The sequence below is a fragment of the Streptomyces canus genome, assembly GCF_001514145.1.
Taxonomy (GTDB): Bacteria; Actinomycetota; Actinomycetes; order Streptomycetales; family Streptomycetaceae; genus Streptomyces; species Streptomyces canus.
Window position 1 is genome coordinate 1 of sequence record NZ_KQ948682.1, and the last position, 15,190, is coordinate 15,190.

Genomic DNA, 15,190 nt, shown 5'->3' on the forward strand with positions numbered 1-15,190 from the left:
GGCGGTTCCGACTCTATCAGATCCTTTCGGGCCTGATTCCCAGTCAGCGGGGCTTGTCTTCCCGGCCGTTGGGCCGTTCCGACGTCTCAAACCTTAGCGGACTCTCGCTGCGGTCCCAAATCGAGGGCCGCACCCCAATCGAATTGAATTCGGGCACACCGAATTCATCCCGACTGGGAGATCGTTCTGATGATTTGAGTGGCCGCTTGCGCGGCGGAGGCGCTACTACAGAACCGTTACGGCTCCGTGGCAACCCGAAGAACTCTACGGATCCGACATGTGGCTGTCAAGCACCCTCTGTCAAGATCTTTTAGTCGAGGTCGCTGAGCCGCCCACCGGCGTCCGGCTGTGCGTGCTCCACCCTACGCAGAAGCCGGGTGAGGACATCCCCGAGGGTGTTGCGCTCCTCGGCGGACAGATCCTGGAGCAGGTCCTCCTCGAAGACGGTGGCGAGTCGCATCGCCTCCAGCCACTTCTCGCGGCCTTCGGCGGTCAGCTCCACGATCACGCGGACGCGATTGGCCTCGTCCCGCTCCCGGGTCACCAGTCCCTCGGCAAGCATGCGGTCGATGCGGTGGGTCATCGCGGCCGGCGTGAGACCGAGGCGCTTCGCGAGATCGCTGGGACCCATCCGATAGGGGGCGCCGGAGAGCACGAGCGCCTTGAGGACCTCCCACTCGGCGTTGCTGATGCCGAGATCTGCGGTCTGACGGCCGTAAGCGACGTTCATACGGCGGTTCAGACGGGAGAGCGCCGAGACGATCTGCTCGACCTGGGGGTCGAGGTCCTGGAACTCGCGCTGGTAGGCGGCGATCTGCTCTTCGAGCGTCGGCTCGGGGACGCCAGGAGTCTCGGCCATGGCCGCAGTATGGCACGCACCTCCTTTGCCTTGAAGTCCTTCACTATGTACTCTTTAGCTTCGAACTTTAGCTTTGAAGTCTTCACTCCTAACTAGTGAGAGAGGTGAACGTGACCAGGGAGATGGGCGCAGCGATGCGCCGGATCCACGTGGGCAACGCACTCAGCGCGTTCGGGCTCGGTTTCACCGTCCCCTACCTGTACGTCTATGTGGCGCAGGTGCGTGGTCTGGGAGCCATGACGGCGGGGCTCGTCCTCGCCGTCTTCGCCGTGGCGGCACTGATGGTGCTGCCGTTCGCCGGGCGGGCCATCGTCCGGCGAGGCCCGCTGCCGGTACTGCTCGTCGCCCTGATCACGGCCGCGCTCGGGGCACTGAGCCTCGGCCTCGCGGGCCATGCCGAGACCGTGCTGCTGTCGGCGGCCGCGCTGGGGGCCGGTCAGGCAGTCATGCAGCCGGCACTGGCGACGATGATCGTGGACTGCTCCACCTCTGAGACGCGGTCCCGGGCCTTCGCGACGCAGTTCTTCCTGCAGAACCTCGGACTCGGCGTCGGGGGTCTCATCGGCGGGCATCTCGTCGACACGTCGAGCGCCGCGTCCTTCACCGTGCTGTTCTCGATCGAGGCGGCGGTGTTCCTGCTGCTGGTGGTCGTGATGGCGACTCTGCGGCTGCCGCACGCGCCCCGCATCGAGGGCGCGCCGCCCCAGTCCGCCAAGGGCAGCTGGAAGCAGCTGCTCGGCAACCGCGCCATGGTGCAGCTGTGCGTGTTGGGCTTCGTTTTGTTCTTCGCCTGTTACGGACAGTTCGAGTCCGGGCTGAGCGCCTTCGGCGTGGAGGCCGCCGGCATCTCCCCCTCCGCGATGGGGACGGCTCTGGCCGCCAACACCGCGATGATCGTGGTGGCGCAGTTCGCCGTGCTGAAGTTCGTGGAGCGGCGGAGGCGGTCACGGGTGATCGCCGCGGTCGGGATCATCTGGTCCGTGGCGTGGATCGTGGCGGGCTACGCGGGCCTCGGGCACGGCAGCCAGGAGATGGCCACGGCCGCCTTCGTCTCGACGTACGCCTTGTTCGGACTGGGCGAGGCGATGCTGTCGCCGACGGTGGCCCCGCTGGTCGCCGATCTGGCGCCGGAGGGAATGGCGGGCCAGTACAACTCCGCCTTCGCCCTGGTGAAGCAGCTCGCCCTGGCGGTGGGCCCGGCGGTCGGCGGCCCTATGGGTGCCTCCCTGCATACGCCGTACATCGTGACGTTCCTGCTGTTCTCGCTGGGGATCACCTACCTGGCCGTCCGACTGGGCAGGCAGCTGACCCCCGTACAGAACCAGCCGTCACTGCGGAAGAGCCGAGTGGTGGCCCAGGGTGGAGCGACATCGGAGTCCGTGGCCGCCTAGCTGCAACCCCCTAGGGGCGCGGGGACAACCCGCGCCCGGCAGCGATCCGCACCCCTACGGCGCTACCCCCTTCGGCAACACGAACTCGCACCAGACCGCCTTCCCGCCCCCCGGTGTCCTCCGAGACCCCCAGTTCGACGCGATGGTCGCCACGATGGCGATCCCCCGACCGGACTCGTCACCGGGTTCGGCCCGTCGACGCCGGGGCAGATGGTCGTCCCCGTCCGTCACTTCGACGATCAGGCGCCGGTCGGTACGGCGGAGTCGCAACCGCATGGGCGGGGTCCCGTGCTGCAGGGAGTTGGCCACCAGCTCGCTCACGGCCAGCACGCCCAGATCATGCAGCTCCACCGGGAACCGCCAGCTCGTCAGCACGCCGGAGGCGAACGCACGCGCGCGTGGAGCCGCCTCGACCCCGCCCAGCAGTTCCAACGCGGCGTTGCGGAAGAGATCGCCGTCGGGGCCCGTGTGGGCCGGGTGCTGGAGGACCATGACGGCCACGTCGTCGTCGTGTTCCGCGGTGACGCCGGCCGAGCGGACCAGACGGTCGCAGATCACCTGGGGGGTGCCGGTCGCGCCGGCCAGGGCGCGCTCCAGCGCGGCGATGCCCTCGTCCAGATCCTCGTCGCGGCGTTCGACGAGGCCATCCGTGTAGAGCACCGCCGTGGAACCGGGGCCGAGCGGGATGGAGCCCGAGGCGTGCATCCAGCCGCCGGTGCCCAGCGGCGGGCCGGTGGGTTCGTCGGCGCGCAGGACGACGCCGCTCTCGTCGCGGACCAGGATGGGCAGGTGACCGGCCGAGGCGTAGACCAGCTTGCCCTCGTTCGGGTCGTGGATGGCGTACGCGCACGTGGCGATCTGGTTGGCGTCGATCTCCATGGCGAGGCCGTCCAGGAGCTGGAGGATCTCGTGCGGGGGCAGGTCCAGGCGGGCGTACGCCCTGACGGCCGTGCGGAGCTGGCCCATGACCGCCGCCGCGCGGACCCCTCGGCCCATGACGTCGCCGATGACCAGGGCCGTGCGGCCGCCGCCGAGCGTGATGACGTCGTACCAGTCGCCGCCGACCGCGGCCTCCGTGCCGCCGGGCAGGTAGGTGGCGGCGATGCGCAGGTCGTCCGGTTCCTCGAGCTCCTGGGGGAGCAGGCTGCGCTGGAGAGTCACGGCGGTCTCGCGCTGGCGGCGTTCGCTGGCCCGGAGGCGCTCGGCGGCCTCGGCGTGGTCGGTGACGTCGGTCGCGAATACGAGGACACCGCTGCCACCGCCACCGCCCCCGTGTCCTTCCGTCACCGGGGTGCAGGTGAAGGTGTAGGAGCGGCCGTCCGGGGCCTTGCGGGACTTGACGGTGCGGGGCTTGCCGCTGCGCAGGACCTGGTCGAGGAGCGGGAGGAGGCCGATCTCGTCGAGCTCCGGGAGGGCTCGGCGGGCCGGTTCGCCGGTGGGGCGCAGGCCGAAGGCGACCACATAGGCGTCGTTGACGTAGGCGAGGCGGTGGTCGGGGCCGTGGACGAGGGCGACGAGGGCGGGGACGCGGTCGAGGACCGCGCGTACGGGGAGTTCGTCGACGGCGGGGACGGGCACGGTCAGTTGTTCGGCGCGGGCCGCGGGGACGGCGCCCTCGCTCAGGCGGTCCTCGGTGACCACATCGGCGGTCCGCGCTGCGGCGCGGCGCTGCGTTCCGGGGAGGCGGGCGCTCCAGCGCGTGAAGTTCACGAATCCTTGCCTCGTGTCGTCGTCTTCGGCGTCTTCGGGCCTGCTCCGGGCCCGGCCGGTGGGCTGGGGACGGCAGCCCGGGGGTGCAGCACGGTGGGAAAACCTCTTGGTTCGAGGGACGGGCGGCTGCCCGCCCGAAGTCGGGCACCAGTCTGGCAGGGTGACCGACCGGGCGACATTCGTCAGACGCCGGGGCGGTCCGTGGAGTTCCTCGGTCCGGTCAGGACGACCCCTTCGGGTCGTTCGTCGGGTCGTGAGGATGCTTTCCACCGGCCGCGAGTTCGAACTCCGCTCGGGGATGTTCGAGTGAACCGAGGGAGACGATCTCCCTCTTGAAGAGCCCCGACAGGGTCCATTCGGCCAGGACGCGGGCCTTGCGGTTGAAGGTCGGGACCCTGCTGAGGTGGTAGACGCGGTGCATGAACCAGGCAGGGTAGCCCTTCAGCTTGCGTCCGTAGACGTACGCGACACCTTTGTGGAGTCCCAGGGAGGCCACCGAGCCGACGTACTTGTGGGAGTACGTGTCCAGGGGCTCGCCCCGCAGCGCGTGCGCGATGTTGTCGCCGAGGACCCTGGCCTGGCGGACGGCGTGCTGGGCGTTGGGGGCCGTCTCCTTGCCGGGCTCCTCGGCGGTGACGTCGGGGACGGCGGCCGCGTCGCCGGCCGCCCACGCGTGCGTGGTGCCCTCGACGGTGAGCTGGGGGGTGCACTTCAGCCGCCCGCGCTCATTGAGGGGAAGGTCGGTGGCGGCCAGGAGCGGGCTGGGTTTGACGCCGGCCGTCCACACGACCGTACGCGTGGGAAAGCGGTTGCCGTCGCTGAGGACGGCCACGCGGTCCACGCAGGACTCGAGTCGGGTGTTCAGGCGTGCGTCGATGTTGCGGCGGCGCAGTTCGCTGACCGTGTAGCGGCCCATCTCCTCGCCGACCTCGGGAAGGATGCGGTCGGAGGCCTCGACGAGGATCCACTTCATGTCCTCGGGACGGACGTTGTGGTAGTAGCGCGCGGTGTAGCGGGCCATGTCCTCCAGCTCGCCGAGCGCCTCCACGCCCGCGTAGCCGCCGCCGACGAACACGAAGGTGAGAGCCGCGTCGCGGATCGCGGGGTCGCGGGTGGAGGAGGCGATGTCCATCTGCTCGATGACGTGGTTGCGCAGGCCGATGGCCTCCTCGACCGTTTTGAACCCGATGCCGTGGTCGGCGAGTCCGGGAATCGGCAGCGTGCGCGCGATCGAACCCGGGGCGAGGACGAGTTCGTCGTACGACAGCTGCTCGCCGCCCGTCCGCTCCTCCTCGGTGGCGAGGGTGGTGACGGAGGCGGTGCGCTTGGCGTGGTCGATCGCGGTGGCCTCGCCGACGACGACACGGCAGCGGTCGAGGACGCGGCGCAGTGGTACGACGACATGACGCGGGGAGATGTTTCCAGCGGCCGCTTCGGGCAGGAACGGCTGGTAGGTCATGTACGGGTTGGGCGTGACGATCATGATCTCGACTTCGCCCCGGTCGAGTTCCCGTTTCAGCCTGCGCTGCAGACGCAGAGCCGTGTACATCCCGACGTAGCCGCCGCCGACAACCAGAATGCGCGCACGTTCCTTCACCATCCCATGACGCACCCGTCGCTTGAGTTTGTCCACAGCCTCGACAAATTGTGTGACCGGAGTTCATCGGCGCGCCGGGTTGGCCGGATCTCCGGAGTGCGTGGAAGGTGCGCAGGTCAAGGGGTGTGCGCCGGGCGGGCGGAGGGGGTGCAATCGGGGCGTTTGCCACCCGTACTCCGATCGGGGGGCGCTCCGTGCGGAACCTGCCCCTTCTGAATTGACCCCCACTCAACTATGTTCGTGTGTCGACGGGGTGTAGGGGGATGCGCTCCGGGTCCGCGACGGGCGGACTCGCGAAACGGGCTTGTTCCGCACGCTCCGGCTTTCGATGGCGGGGAGAGTCTCCGGGGGGAGACGTCATTACCGGGGGATTATTTATGCACATTCAGGACTCTCATTGGTCTACCGCGTCCGCCATCGCACCCGGTGGCGGGGCGATGGGCGGCGCGATGGGTTCGGCGATGAGCGCGGCGGGCAACGGACGTGACGGATCGCGTTCGGCCCCGCTGCGCGTGGACGCACAGCGCAACCTGGAACACGTACTGCGCGCGGCGCGCGAGGTCTTCGGTGAGCTGGGCTACGGCGCGCCGATGGAGGACGTGGCGCGGCGCGCCCGGGTCGGTGTCGGCACGGTGTACCGGCGCTTCCCGAGCAAGGACGTCCTGGTCCGGCGCATAGCCGAGGAGGAGACCTCCCGGCTGACCGACCAGGCGCGCGCGGCGCTCGGCCAGGAGGACGAGCCGTGGTCGGCGCTGTCACGTTTCCTGCGCACGTCGGTCGCGTCCGGTGCCGGGCGACTGCTGCCGCCGCAGGTGCTGCGGGTCGGGGTCGCCGACGAGGGCACCGACGGCTACGACGGGACGCGGGTGCCGCAGCAGCGGACGACGCCGGGCTCCGGCGAGCTGCGGCTGGTGCCGGAGGAGGCCCCGATGGTCTCCCCCGACGACGACGCCGGGGCGGCGGCGCTGCTGGAGGTCGTGGGCCGGCTCGTGGACCGCGCGCGTGCGGCCGGTGAGCTGCGGACCGACGTGTCGGTGTCGGACGTCCTGCTGGTGATCGCGACCGCGGCGCCCTCGCTCCCGGACGCGGCGCAGCAGGCGGCCGCCTCGGCGCGGCTGCTGGACATCCTGCTGGAGGGGTTGCGGTCCCGGCCGGTGTGACTCGAAAGGGTGACAACGGGGTGCGGTCGTTTGACGTCCGCACCCCGGAACATTCCTGCGCTTTCCGGGCGGGCGAACCAACTCCTGCACCAGCCGCGGCAGTTGAGTCTTCCCCGGACGGGTGATCCTCAGTGCTGCCGTGCCGGAAGTCCCCACGGATGAGTGGATGCTCCATACGGCAGAGCACTGACCAAAAGCCAATATGGCACTCTGACCCGGTGTTCGGGACTGGTTGGGCCGGCGGCGGGGGCATTCCGCGATGAGCGTTGACGGGCGGAACGAACCCCTTGGCGAGGGCGACGGGGAAGCCGAGGGCACCCCACAGGTGCCGGGCCAGGGCGGCCCCGCCGGGATCCCGCAGGGCGGCATCCCGGCACAGGGCGGCGAACCCGTCGAGGGCAACGTCCCGGCGCAGCGCGACCGGCGCCAGGACGGCAGTGTCCTTCCTCTGCCCAGGGAGATGCCGCTGTCCGACGCCGATCTGATCGACCGGATGCGCTCCGGCGACGACACGGCGTACGAGGCGCTCTACCGGCGCCACGCGGGGGCGGTGCGCCGCTACGCCCGCACCTGCTGCCGCGACGGACACACCGCGGACGACCTCACCGCCGAGGTCTTCGCCCGCATGCTGCAGGCCGTACGCGGCGGCCACGGCCCCGAGCACGCCGTGCGCCCGTATCTGCTCACCAGCATCCGCCGTGTCGCCGCCGGCTGGACGAAGTCGGCGAGGCAGGAGCAGCTCGTCGACGACTTCGCGGTGTTCGCCGCGCAGGCCACGCGTTCGTCCGAGGTCTCCGACAACGACACCTCCGACCTGGGCGCCGATGTGCGCGCGATGCACGTGGCCGAGCAGTCCATGGCCATGCAGGCCTTCCGGTCGCTGCCCGAGCGCTGGCAGGCCGTGCTGTGGCACACCGAGGTCGAGGACGAGTCGCCGAGCGAGGTCGCCACGCTCTTCGGGCTCGACGCCAACGGCACGCGCGTGCTGGCCAGCCGCGCCCGCGAGGGTCTCAAGCAGGCGTACCTCCAGGCCCACGTCAGCGCCACCCTCGCCGCCGACGAGGAGTGCGCCCGCTACGCCGACCGGCTGGGCGCCTACGCCCGCGGCGGCCTGCGCACCCGCGCCGAGCGAGGTCTGCGCAAGCACCTGGAGGAGTGCGTCAAGTGCCGCCTGGCCGCGGGCCAGATCAAGGAAGTCGCCGGCGGTATCCCGGCCGTCGTACCGATCGCGGTCATCGGCTGGTTCGGGGCCGCCGGGTACGCCAAGGCCCTCGGGCTCATCGCGGGCGGCGCCGGGGCGGGAGCGGCCGGTGCCGCGGGCGCGGCCGCCGCGGCGAGCGGGGGCTCCTCGGGCGGGGCGGGAGCCGGCGGCGCAGCGGCCTCGGAGGGGCTGGGCGCGCCGGTGAAGGCCGGTATCGCGGCCGGTGTGGTCGCCGTGGCGGCCGCCGCGGTGGCGCTCGCGCTGATCGGCGACGACAGCCCGGCCAGGAAGCCGGACGCCAAGCCGCCCGCGTCCGCGCCGGTGGTCGAGCCGGCCGACCCCGCGCCCACGCCTTCCCCGGCGAAGCCCGAGCCGGCGCCTCCCATGGCCCCCGTGGCGGCCGCACCGTCCCCGGAGCCGACACCGCCCCCCACTGCCACACCGGCCCACAAGCCAACCCCCACTCCCACGCCGACCACCACCCCGAAACCGACACCGCCCCCGAAGCCCACGCCCACGCCCACGCCCACGCCCACCCCCACGCCGACTCCCCCGCCCCCTCCGGCCGTCTACCAGTGGAGCGAGCTGGCCTACGACGTCTCCGGCGACGGCAGCGAGCCCGAGATGCGGATCGGCGAGAGCAGCTGGGTGTGGCAGCGCTACGGCGTCTCGGTCGCCGACCAGGAGTTCGCCCACGGAGTGACGGTGCACGGCCGCTCCTCCGTCACGATCGACCTCAACCGCGCCTGCTCCTCGTACGAAGCGATGGTCGGCGTCGACGACATGACGCTGGGCCTCGGCAAGGTGTACTTCTCCGTCTACGCCGACGGGGTACGGCTGTGGAGGTCCGGGCTGGTCGAGGGCGGCGACCGGGCCGTGCCCGTGCAGGTGAACCTCGCCGGGCGCAGGACCGTACGCCTGGTGGTCGAGCCGCACAGCCCCGTCGACGACCTCATGCTCGCGGACTGGGCGGAGTCGAAGTTCAGGTGTTCATAGCGCGCCGCGCCCGCGCCGCCCCGTCGAGTTCGGCGAGGGCCTCGTCCGGGGTGAGGGCCGAGCCCCGGGCGTGTTCCGCCGCGTAGCGCACGGGGCCCAGGCCGGTGCGGGAGGTGGCCTCCGCTCGCTCCGCCTCGACGCGTTCGGGGTGCGGGCGACTGTCGCCGCCGCGCCAGCGCTCCGCGGCGCCGAGCAACCGGACCGCGCGCGGGAGGTCGCCGAGGTCACAGAGCAGGGCCGCCGCGCCGTCCACGAGCGCCGCCACGACCGTGTCGGAACACCGCTTCTCGATCGCCTCGCGGACGGTGTCCGCCAGCAGGGGCAGGCCGTGCTCCGGGCCCGACTCGGCGGCCGTCACCATCGCGGCGACCGAGTTCAGCATCACCGTGAACTGGGGTGGCGGGGACGCCTGACCGATCTGCTCGCGCACCGCGTCGACCCACTCGCGCGCGCGGGCGGTGTCCTTGTCCTCCAGGGCGATGTGGGCCCGCATCAGCCTGACGAAGGCCCGGGTCTCCGGAACGCCGTACCGGTCACCCGCGGCGCTCGCCTCGTCCAGGGTGGTCAGCGCGGTGGAGCGGTCGCCGGTGCGGTACGCGACCTCGGCGAGCCGGGCGATGAGGAACGGCGTCTCGGCGTACGCCCCCACCTCGTAGGCGAGGCGCAGTGCCTCCTCGTACTCCTCCTTGGCGTCGGCGGGGCGGCCGCGGGCCATGGCAGCCTCGCCGGCCGCGCTGCTGACCTGGGCCCGCAGCCAGCGGTCGCCCACGAGGCGGCTGAGCACCCGGAGTTCGTCCAGGTCGTCGTCCACACCGGTCAGGCCGCCCGGGGAGTCGACCACCAGGTGGGTGCGGAACATCAGGGTGACGGCCACGGCCCAGTCGTCCCCGTGGGCTCGGCAGTGGCCCACGGCGGTGTCCATCAGGGGACGGATGTCCACCGCGTCCTTCAGCATGAGCCCGATCATGGGCCAGACGATGCCGGGGAGGCGGGCGGCGTCGGTGCCGCCCTGGGCGAAGTGGTCGCGGACGAGTTCCACATAGCGGCGCAGTCGGGGGTCCAGGTCGCCGTTCATGGGCTCTGTCTCGGCCTTGAGGAAGAGGTGGAGCATCCGCAGGTTCATGCGTAGGCGGTGCGCCGGGTGGTTCGTCTCGGTGTGCGGGGCGGTGAGGTAGGCGTCGATCGGGTCCTCGGCTTCGCCATCGGACCGGAGGTGGTGCGTGCCCGTCATGGCCGCCCTGTCCAGGGCCACCCCCAGGCGCAGGATCCTGTCCACCCAGGTGATTCCCTCGCGGCGGTAGTTGCGCAGCCACCAGAACCAGCCCATGGCGAGGACCAGGGCACCGGCCTGCCCCTCGTCGCCCGCGGTGAGCGTGCGGTCGACGGCCGCGCGGATGTTGTCCAGCTCGGTCTCCAGACGGGAGATCCACGGGAGCTGTCCGGCCGAACGCAGTTGTGGTTCGGCCTCCTCGACGAGCGCGCGCACCCACGCGCGGTGCCTGAGCTCGGCGGCGGCGCGCAGCTCGGGGCGCTCGGCGGCGCGCTCGACGGCGTACTCGTGGATGGTCTCCAGCAGGCGGTAGCGCATGCCGTCGGAGCCGTCCCACTCGTGGGGGGTGGCCACGATCAGGGACTTGTCCACGAGAGCGCCCAGGAGCTCCGCGGCGGGCCCGGTGCACACGGCCTCCGCCGCTTCCAGCTCCCAGCCGCCCGCGAACACGGACACCTCGCACAGCAGTTGCCGTTCCCGCTCGTCCAGCAGCTCCCAGGACCAGTCGACGACGGCCCGCAGGGTCTGCTGGCGGGGCAGGACGGTACGGCTGCCGGAGGTCAGCAGGCGGAAACGGTCGTCGAGGCGGTCGGCGATCTGGCGGGGGGTGAGCAGGCGCAGCCGGGCCGCCGCCAGTTCGATGGCGAGCGGCAGCCCGTCGAGGCGCCGGCAGATCTCGGCGACGGCCTCCTGGTCGGCGAGCACGGCGGCCGCGTCGGGGCGGACGGCGGCGGCGCGCTCGGCGAACAGGCGGTGCGCCTGGTCGGGGAGGAGGGGTTCGACCGGGCGCACGGACTCGCCCGGCACGCCCAGGGGTTCACGGCTGGTGGCGAGGACGGTGAGGCCCGGGCAGCGGGTGAGGAGGGTCTCCGCGAGGCGCGCCGCCGCCTCGATGACATGTTCGCAGTTGTCAAGGATCAGGAGCTCGCTGCGCTGGGCGCAGTACTCGACGAGCAGGGCGATCGGGTCGTCCTGCGGGGCCGTCAGCTCGGTGGTCATGAGCACGGTCTCGCGCAGACCGAGCGCGCTGACCACCGCGCCGGGCACCGCCTCCGGCCGGTCGAGCGGGGCGAGCTCGACCAGCCACGCCTGCGGGAGCCCGGCGGCGGCTTCCTCGGCGAGGCGGGTCTTTCCGGATCCGCCCGGTCCGGTGAGGGTGACGAGGCGGGCCCTGTGCAATTCGGAACGGATGGCGTCGAGTTCGGGTTCCCGGCCCACGAAAGAGGTAAGGCGCGGACGAAGGTTGCCGGTGCGTTCGGCACGGGGGCGGCCGAGAGGGGCCGTGAGCAGTTCGGCGTGCAGGTCTCGCAACTCCGCGCCCGGGTCGGTGCCGAGTCCGTCGGCGAGCGCGCGGCGGGCGGTCTCGTAGGCGGCGAGGGCGTCGGCGCCTCGGCCGGTGTCGCGCAGGGCGCGGATGAGCAGAACGTGCAGCGGCTCGTCGTACGGATGCGCGCCGGTCAGCTCCTTCAGTTCCGGTACGACGTCCTGGGCACGGCCGAGCAGCAGGTCCGCTTCGATCCGGGCCCGGGTGGCCTCCAGGCGCAGTGTCTCGGGGCGGATCGCTGCGGTGCGGTCGGGGAGGTCGGCGAGGGCGTCACCGCGCCACAGGGCGAGGGCCGCCGTGAGGTTCCGCGCGGCCGTCCGTGCGTCCCGGTGGGCCAGGGCGACGGTTCCCTGCCGTACGAGGCGCTCGAAGACATACAGGTCCACGTCGTCCTCGGTGGCGGCCAGCCGGTAGCCGCCGGGTTCGGAGACGATCGTGTCCCTGCCGACGGTACGGCGGAGACGGCCGACCAGTGCCTGGAGGGCGGCCGGGGCGTCCTGGGGCGGCTCCTGACCCCAGACCTCGTCGATCAGGGTCTCGGGGCTCGCGGTACGGCCGGGTCGGAGGGCGAGGGCGGCGAGCAGGGTGCGCACGCGGGGGCCGCCGAGGGGTATGCCGGCGCCGTGATCGTCCGCCGCCTCGGTCACGCCCAGGATTCTGTACCGCACCGGTTCATTGTCACCGGGTTCCTGCCACCGGCTGCGCCTTTTCGCCGGGTGGCGCCTCAGGATGTGCCGGGTCGGGTTGTCGGGCGCGTGCGGGTGAGTGGGGCTGGTCGCGCAGTTCCCCGCGCCCCTGGGGAGTTGCAGTCACCCGCGCCACAACGGACCGGTCCTCGCCCCCCGCCACGACGGGCCGTTCGCCGTACCGCGCGCCCCGACGGGCCGGTAGCCGCGTACGACGGCAAGGGGCCGGGGTGGGGGGTGTCCGCCCGCAGCGGCCGGCGTCCGTTATCCAGTACAGCCGAAGCAACAGCAATCGCCGGACCGAGGACGGATACCCCCCACCCCGGCCCCGACCCACAACACACCCGCACGCGCTACACCAGCCCCCACCGAAGCCGAAACAGGCCGCCGCAGGCATCCAGGGGCGCGGGGAACTGCGCACAACGCCCGCCCCCACCGAACCCGCACCCGCTCAACCGCCGGAGGCCCCCGCTCCCAACGCCCCCCGCTGCGGCCGGATCCCCGCCGGCACCGCACGCGCGCGTGCCGGGGTTCCGGTCCAGCACGTGCCCCGGCGGGCCAGCAGCCGGCCCAGCCACAGCTCCAGCGAGACCAGGTCCGCCAGGCCGTCCAGCGGCAGGGGTTCGCCCTCCGCCGCCGCCCGGAGCGCCTTGCGGACCACCCGGGCCTCCACCAGACCCGCCTGTGCCAGCAGCGGTGTGCCGAACAGGGACATCAAGGAGTCCGCCGCCACCCGCAGCCCCGTACGGGTCGCCGCGGCCGAGGACGCGTGGGAGGGGGCACCCCAGCCGGGCGGGAGGTCGGAGACACCGGCGCCCTCCAGGACCGTACGGAGGATTTCCGCACGGGCCCCCGGCCGGACCCGCAGCGCCTCCGGAAGGGCACGGCAGGCACGCACCACCTGGTTGTCCAGGAACGGCGCGTGCAGCCGCTGGGAGCGGATCTCCACGGCCTGCTCCAGGACGCGGAGATCAGACGCGTGACGCGCGAGTGCCGCACGCGCGCGGAAATCGCCGGGATGCTGCCCGGGACCCACCCCGGATCGATGCGTGGCCCCCTGCAGGCGAACCGATACTTCAGCCAGCGCCTCCCCTGTCAGCCAACGCGCCGCAGGCCCCGGTCTGGCCCAGGTGAGCGCGGCGAGAGACGCCCCCACCGCACCCCCGGGCTCGTCGAAACGCTGGTGCATGAGCCGGTCCGCCAACATCTCCAGACCGACCCGGTACGGCGTACGGGCCAGCCGCCGCGCAGCGCCGTACACGCGCGCGGGGACGAGCACGGAACCGTCCGCCTTGGCCAGGGCGGCCACCGGCCTGACCAGATGGCGCCGCTTGCGGTCCATCAGCAGGTCCGCGAGGCGCGCCGGATGGGCGTCCAGTACCTGCCGGGCCCCGTACCCCGTGAAGTGGTCGGCGCTGCCCGCGGCCAGCCGGGCACGGTGTCGCGCGGCCGTCACCAGGCACGGCCCGGGTTCGTCCGTCAGCGGCCCGTCCAGTTCGGCGTAGGGAAGCGTTTCCTCGCCGCCGGTCACCACCACATGGTGCAGCCGAGGATTCGCCGCGAGCGTCCCCGCCCGTTCCAGCTCGGCCTCCCGCCCGCCCACGGCCAGGTCGTTGAAGGTGACCGCGAGCAACCGCTCCCCGGCCCCGGTGCCGTGCCCCAGGACCGTCCCCGGCATCCCGGGCAGTCCGGCGGCCAGCAGGGCGAGCGTCCCGGACGCGGGCCCCCCGGACAGGTCGGCGCCGATCCCCGGCACCGGCATCCCGCGCGCGGCACGGCGTTCGGCGGGCCCCATGCCGGGCACGGGACCGGGGTCGATGTCGGGCACGTGCCGGGGCGCGGAGAGCCGGGCACGCACCGCCTCGACCAGAGCGTCCCGCACACCGTCGACCGCGCTGTCCGGGTCGGCGGAAGGCGCGGCGACCGCGAGGGAGGCGACCGGCTCGTAGCCGGCGATCTCGCGCGCGCCGTTGCGCAGGATCAGCGCGTGACCCGGCGGGATGCGCCGCACACCCTCGTAAGGCGTGGAGTCGTGGAGCGCGGCCGGTACGTCGGGGGCGGCGAGCAGCGCGGCGAGGTGCCCGAAGTCGAGGTTGGCCTCGATGAGGTCGGCCAGCGGCAGGGCCGCGGTCGCGTAGGCCGTACCGCCGGCCCACGGCGTGTAGAACACCGGCCGCGCGCCCGCCAGATCGCCGCCCACGGTGATCCGGCGGCCCACCTGGACCACCGCCGTGTACGCCCCCGACCAGGCCGTCAGATGCCGAAGTGCCCCTCCGCGCGCGGCGAGCAGTCCGACCCGCAGCTGTTCGTCGGAGGCCCCGCAGGTGCCGAGGACAGCGATGCGGGTCTGCGCGTCGACCGTGACCACGCGCACCTCGTCGGGGCGCCAGTCGCCGACCGCCCACAGCGGATCCGGGTCGCCCCACAGCAGGTGGGAACCCACCGGGTGCACGGTCTCGCCGTCGCTTCCGGTCGCCCCCGCCGTCCCGATTCCGGAGACGCCCGCGGCGGTGCTGCTCCATCCCACCAACCACCGCATCGACGCCTCCACAGGCTGTGGACAACCAGTGCACCGTACGAACCGGTCACCATGCTGCCATGAAGGAAGCGTGCCGGAGGGCCGGTGGAGCCGCTTGAGATGCGGGGAACGCGCCCCTGTGAACACCCGCGTGCGCCTGCGAACACCCGCGCGGGGCAAGGGGCGTACGACGCGAATGCGCCCCCGATACGCTCCCCCAAAACGCCTAACGCGCCCTCAACTACCATGGTAGGAGGGCTGATCACCCGAGAAGACGAGGGTCTGTTTTCAGCCAAATCGGCGTCACGGGGACAGGCTCGCGCACGCTCCGTACACAGTCCGCGCGCCGCACGACAGGCGCGCAGCCCGGGAGACGCCACTTCGCCCCCCGGGCCCGTCCGCCGCCCGCGGGGATGTAGGCGGCGGTGTCCCCCAGCCCACTGGATCCAGTACAGCGGGCCGACCCACGCATCATCCA

8 protein-coding genes are annotated in these 15,190 nt (G+C 72.4%); 3 read left to right on the top strand and 5 right to left on the bottom strand.

Going from position 1 to position 15,190, the window contains the following annotated elements:
- Nucleotides 1-310: 310 nt before the first annotated feature.
- Nucleotides 311-859: a MarR family winged helix-turn-helix transcriptional regulator gene (locus AQJ46_RS47065; RefSeq protein ID WP_059211513.1), complete on the bottom strand. Its 549-nt coding sequence runs from the start codon at nucleotides 857-859 to the stop codon at nucleotides 311-313.
- 122 nt (nucleotides 860-981) lie between these two features.
- Between AQJ46_RS47065 and AQJ46_RS47070 the strand changes: the two genes are divergently transcribed.
- Entirely contained in the window at nucleotides 982-2,250 is a 1,269-nt protein-coding gene (locus AQJ46_RS47070; protein ID WP_059211567.1) for an MFS transporter, read from the top strand.
- A 54-nt stretch (nucleotides 2,251-2,304) separates the two neighbouring features.
- Here AQJ46_RS47070 and AQJ46_RS47075 read toward each other — a convergent pair whose 3' ends face one another.
- On the bottom strand, nucleotides 2,305-3,960 hold the full coding sequence (locus AQJ46_RS47075) for a SpoIIE family protein phosphatase (RefSeq protein WP_059211514.1): 1,656 nt from the start codon (nucleotides 3,958-3,960) through the stop codon (nucleotides 2,305-2,307).
- Between the two features lie 220 nt (nucleotides 3,961-4,180).
- Nucleotides 4,181-5,560: an NAD(P)/FAD-dependent oxidoreductase gene (locus tag AQJ46_RS47080; RefSeq protein WP_059211515.1), complete on the bottom strand. Its 1,380-nt coding sequence runs from the start codon at nucleotides 5,558-5,560 to the stop codon at nucleotides 4,181-4,183.
- A 374-nt stretch (nucleotides 5,561-5,934) separates the two neighbouring features.
- On the opposite strand from AQJ46_RS47080, the gene AQJ46_RS47085 reads away from it, so the two are divergent.
- Nucleotides 5,935-6,717, top strand: coding sequence for a TetR/AcrR family transcriptional regulator (locus tag AQJ46_RS47085; protein ID WP_059211516.1), 783 nt, complete (start codon nucleotides 5,935-5,937; stop codon nucleotides 6,715-6,717).
- Nucleotides 6,718-6,976: 259 nt separating this feature from the next.
- Nucleotides 6,977-8,914, top strand: coding sequence for a sigma-70 family RNA polymerase sigma factor (locus AQJ46_RS47090; protein ID WP_059211517.1), 1,938 nt, complete (start codon nucleotides 6,977-6,979; stop codon nucleotides 8,912-8,914).
- On the opposite strand, the gene AQJ46_RS47095 is transcribed toward AQJ46_RS47090, so the two are convergent.
- Both AQJ46_RS47095 and AQJ46_RS47100 read right to left on the bottom strand, forming a co-directional pair.
- Nucleotides 8,901-12,176 carry a BTAD domain-containing putative transcriptional regulator gene (locus AQJ46_RS47095; RefSeq protein WP_208617103.1) on the bottom strand — a complete coding sequence of 1,092 codons (3,276 nt, stop codon included), beginning with the start codon at nucleotides 12,174-12,176 and terminating at the stop codon, nucleotides 8,901-8,903. The two genes, AQJ46_RS47090 and AQJ46_RS47095, sit on opposite strands and share 14 nt — an antisense overlap.
- Nucleotides 12,177-12,645: 469 nt before the next feature.
- Nucleotides 12,646-14,733, bottom strand: a complete 2,088-nt coding sequence (locus AQJ46_RS47100; protein WP_057609393.1) for an asparagine synthase-related protein — start codon at nucleotides 14,731-14,733, stop codon at nucleotides 12,646-12,648.
- Nucleotides 14,734-15,190 lie beyond the last annotated feature (457 nt).

What these genes read in the sequence shown, in the direction of transcription:
- AQJ46_RS47065 (WP_059211513.1), bottom strand. Translation starts at nt 859, where the DNA reads ATGGCCGAGACTCCTGGCGTCCCCGAGCCGACGCTCGAAGAGCAGATC.
- AQJ46_RS47070 (WP_059211567.1), top strand. Translation starts at nt 982, where the DNA reads ATGGGCGCAGCGATGCGCCGGATCCACGTGGGCAACGCACTCAGCGCG.
- AQJ46_RS47080 (WP_059211515.1), bottom strand. Translation starts at nt 5,560, where the DNA reads ATGGTGAAGGAACGTGCGCGCATTCTGGTTGTCGGCGGCGGCTACGTC.
- AQJ46_RS47085 (WP_059211516.1), top strand. Translation starts at nt 5,935, where the DNA reads ATGCACATTCAGGACTCTCATTGGTCTACCGCGTCCGCCATCGCACCC.
- AQJ46_RS47090 (WP_059211517.1), top strand. Translation starts at nt 6,977, where the DNA reads ATGAGCGTTGACGGGCGGAACGAACCCCTTGGCGAGGGCGACGGGGAA.
- AQJ46_RS47100 (WP_057609393.1), bottom strand. Translation starts at nt 14,733, where the DNA reads ATGCGGTGGTTGGTGGGATGGAGCAGCACCGCCGCGGGCGTCTCCGGA.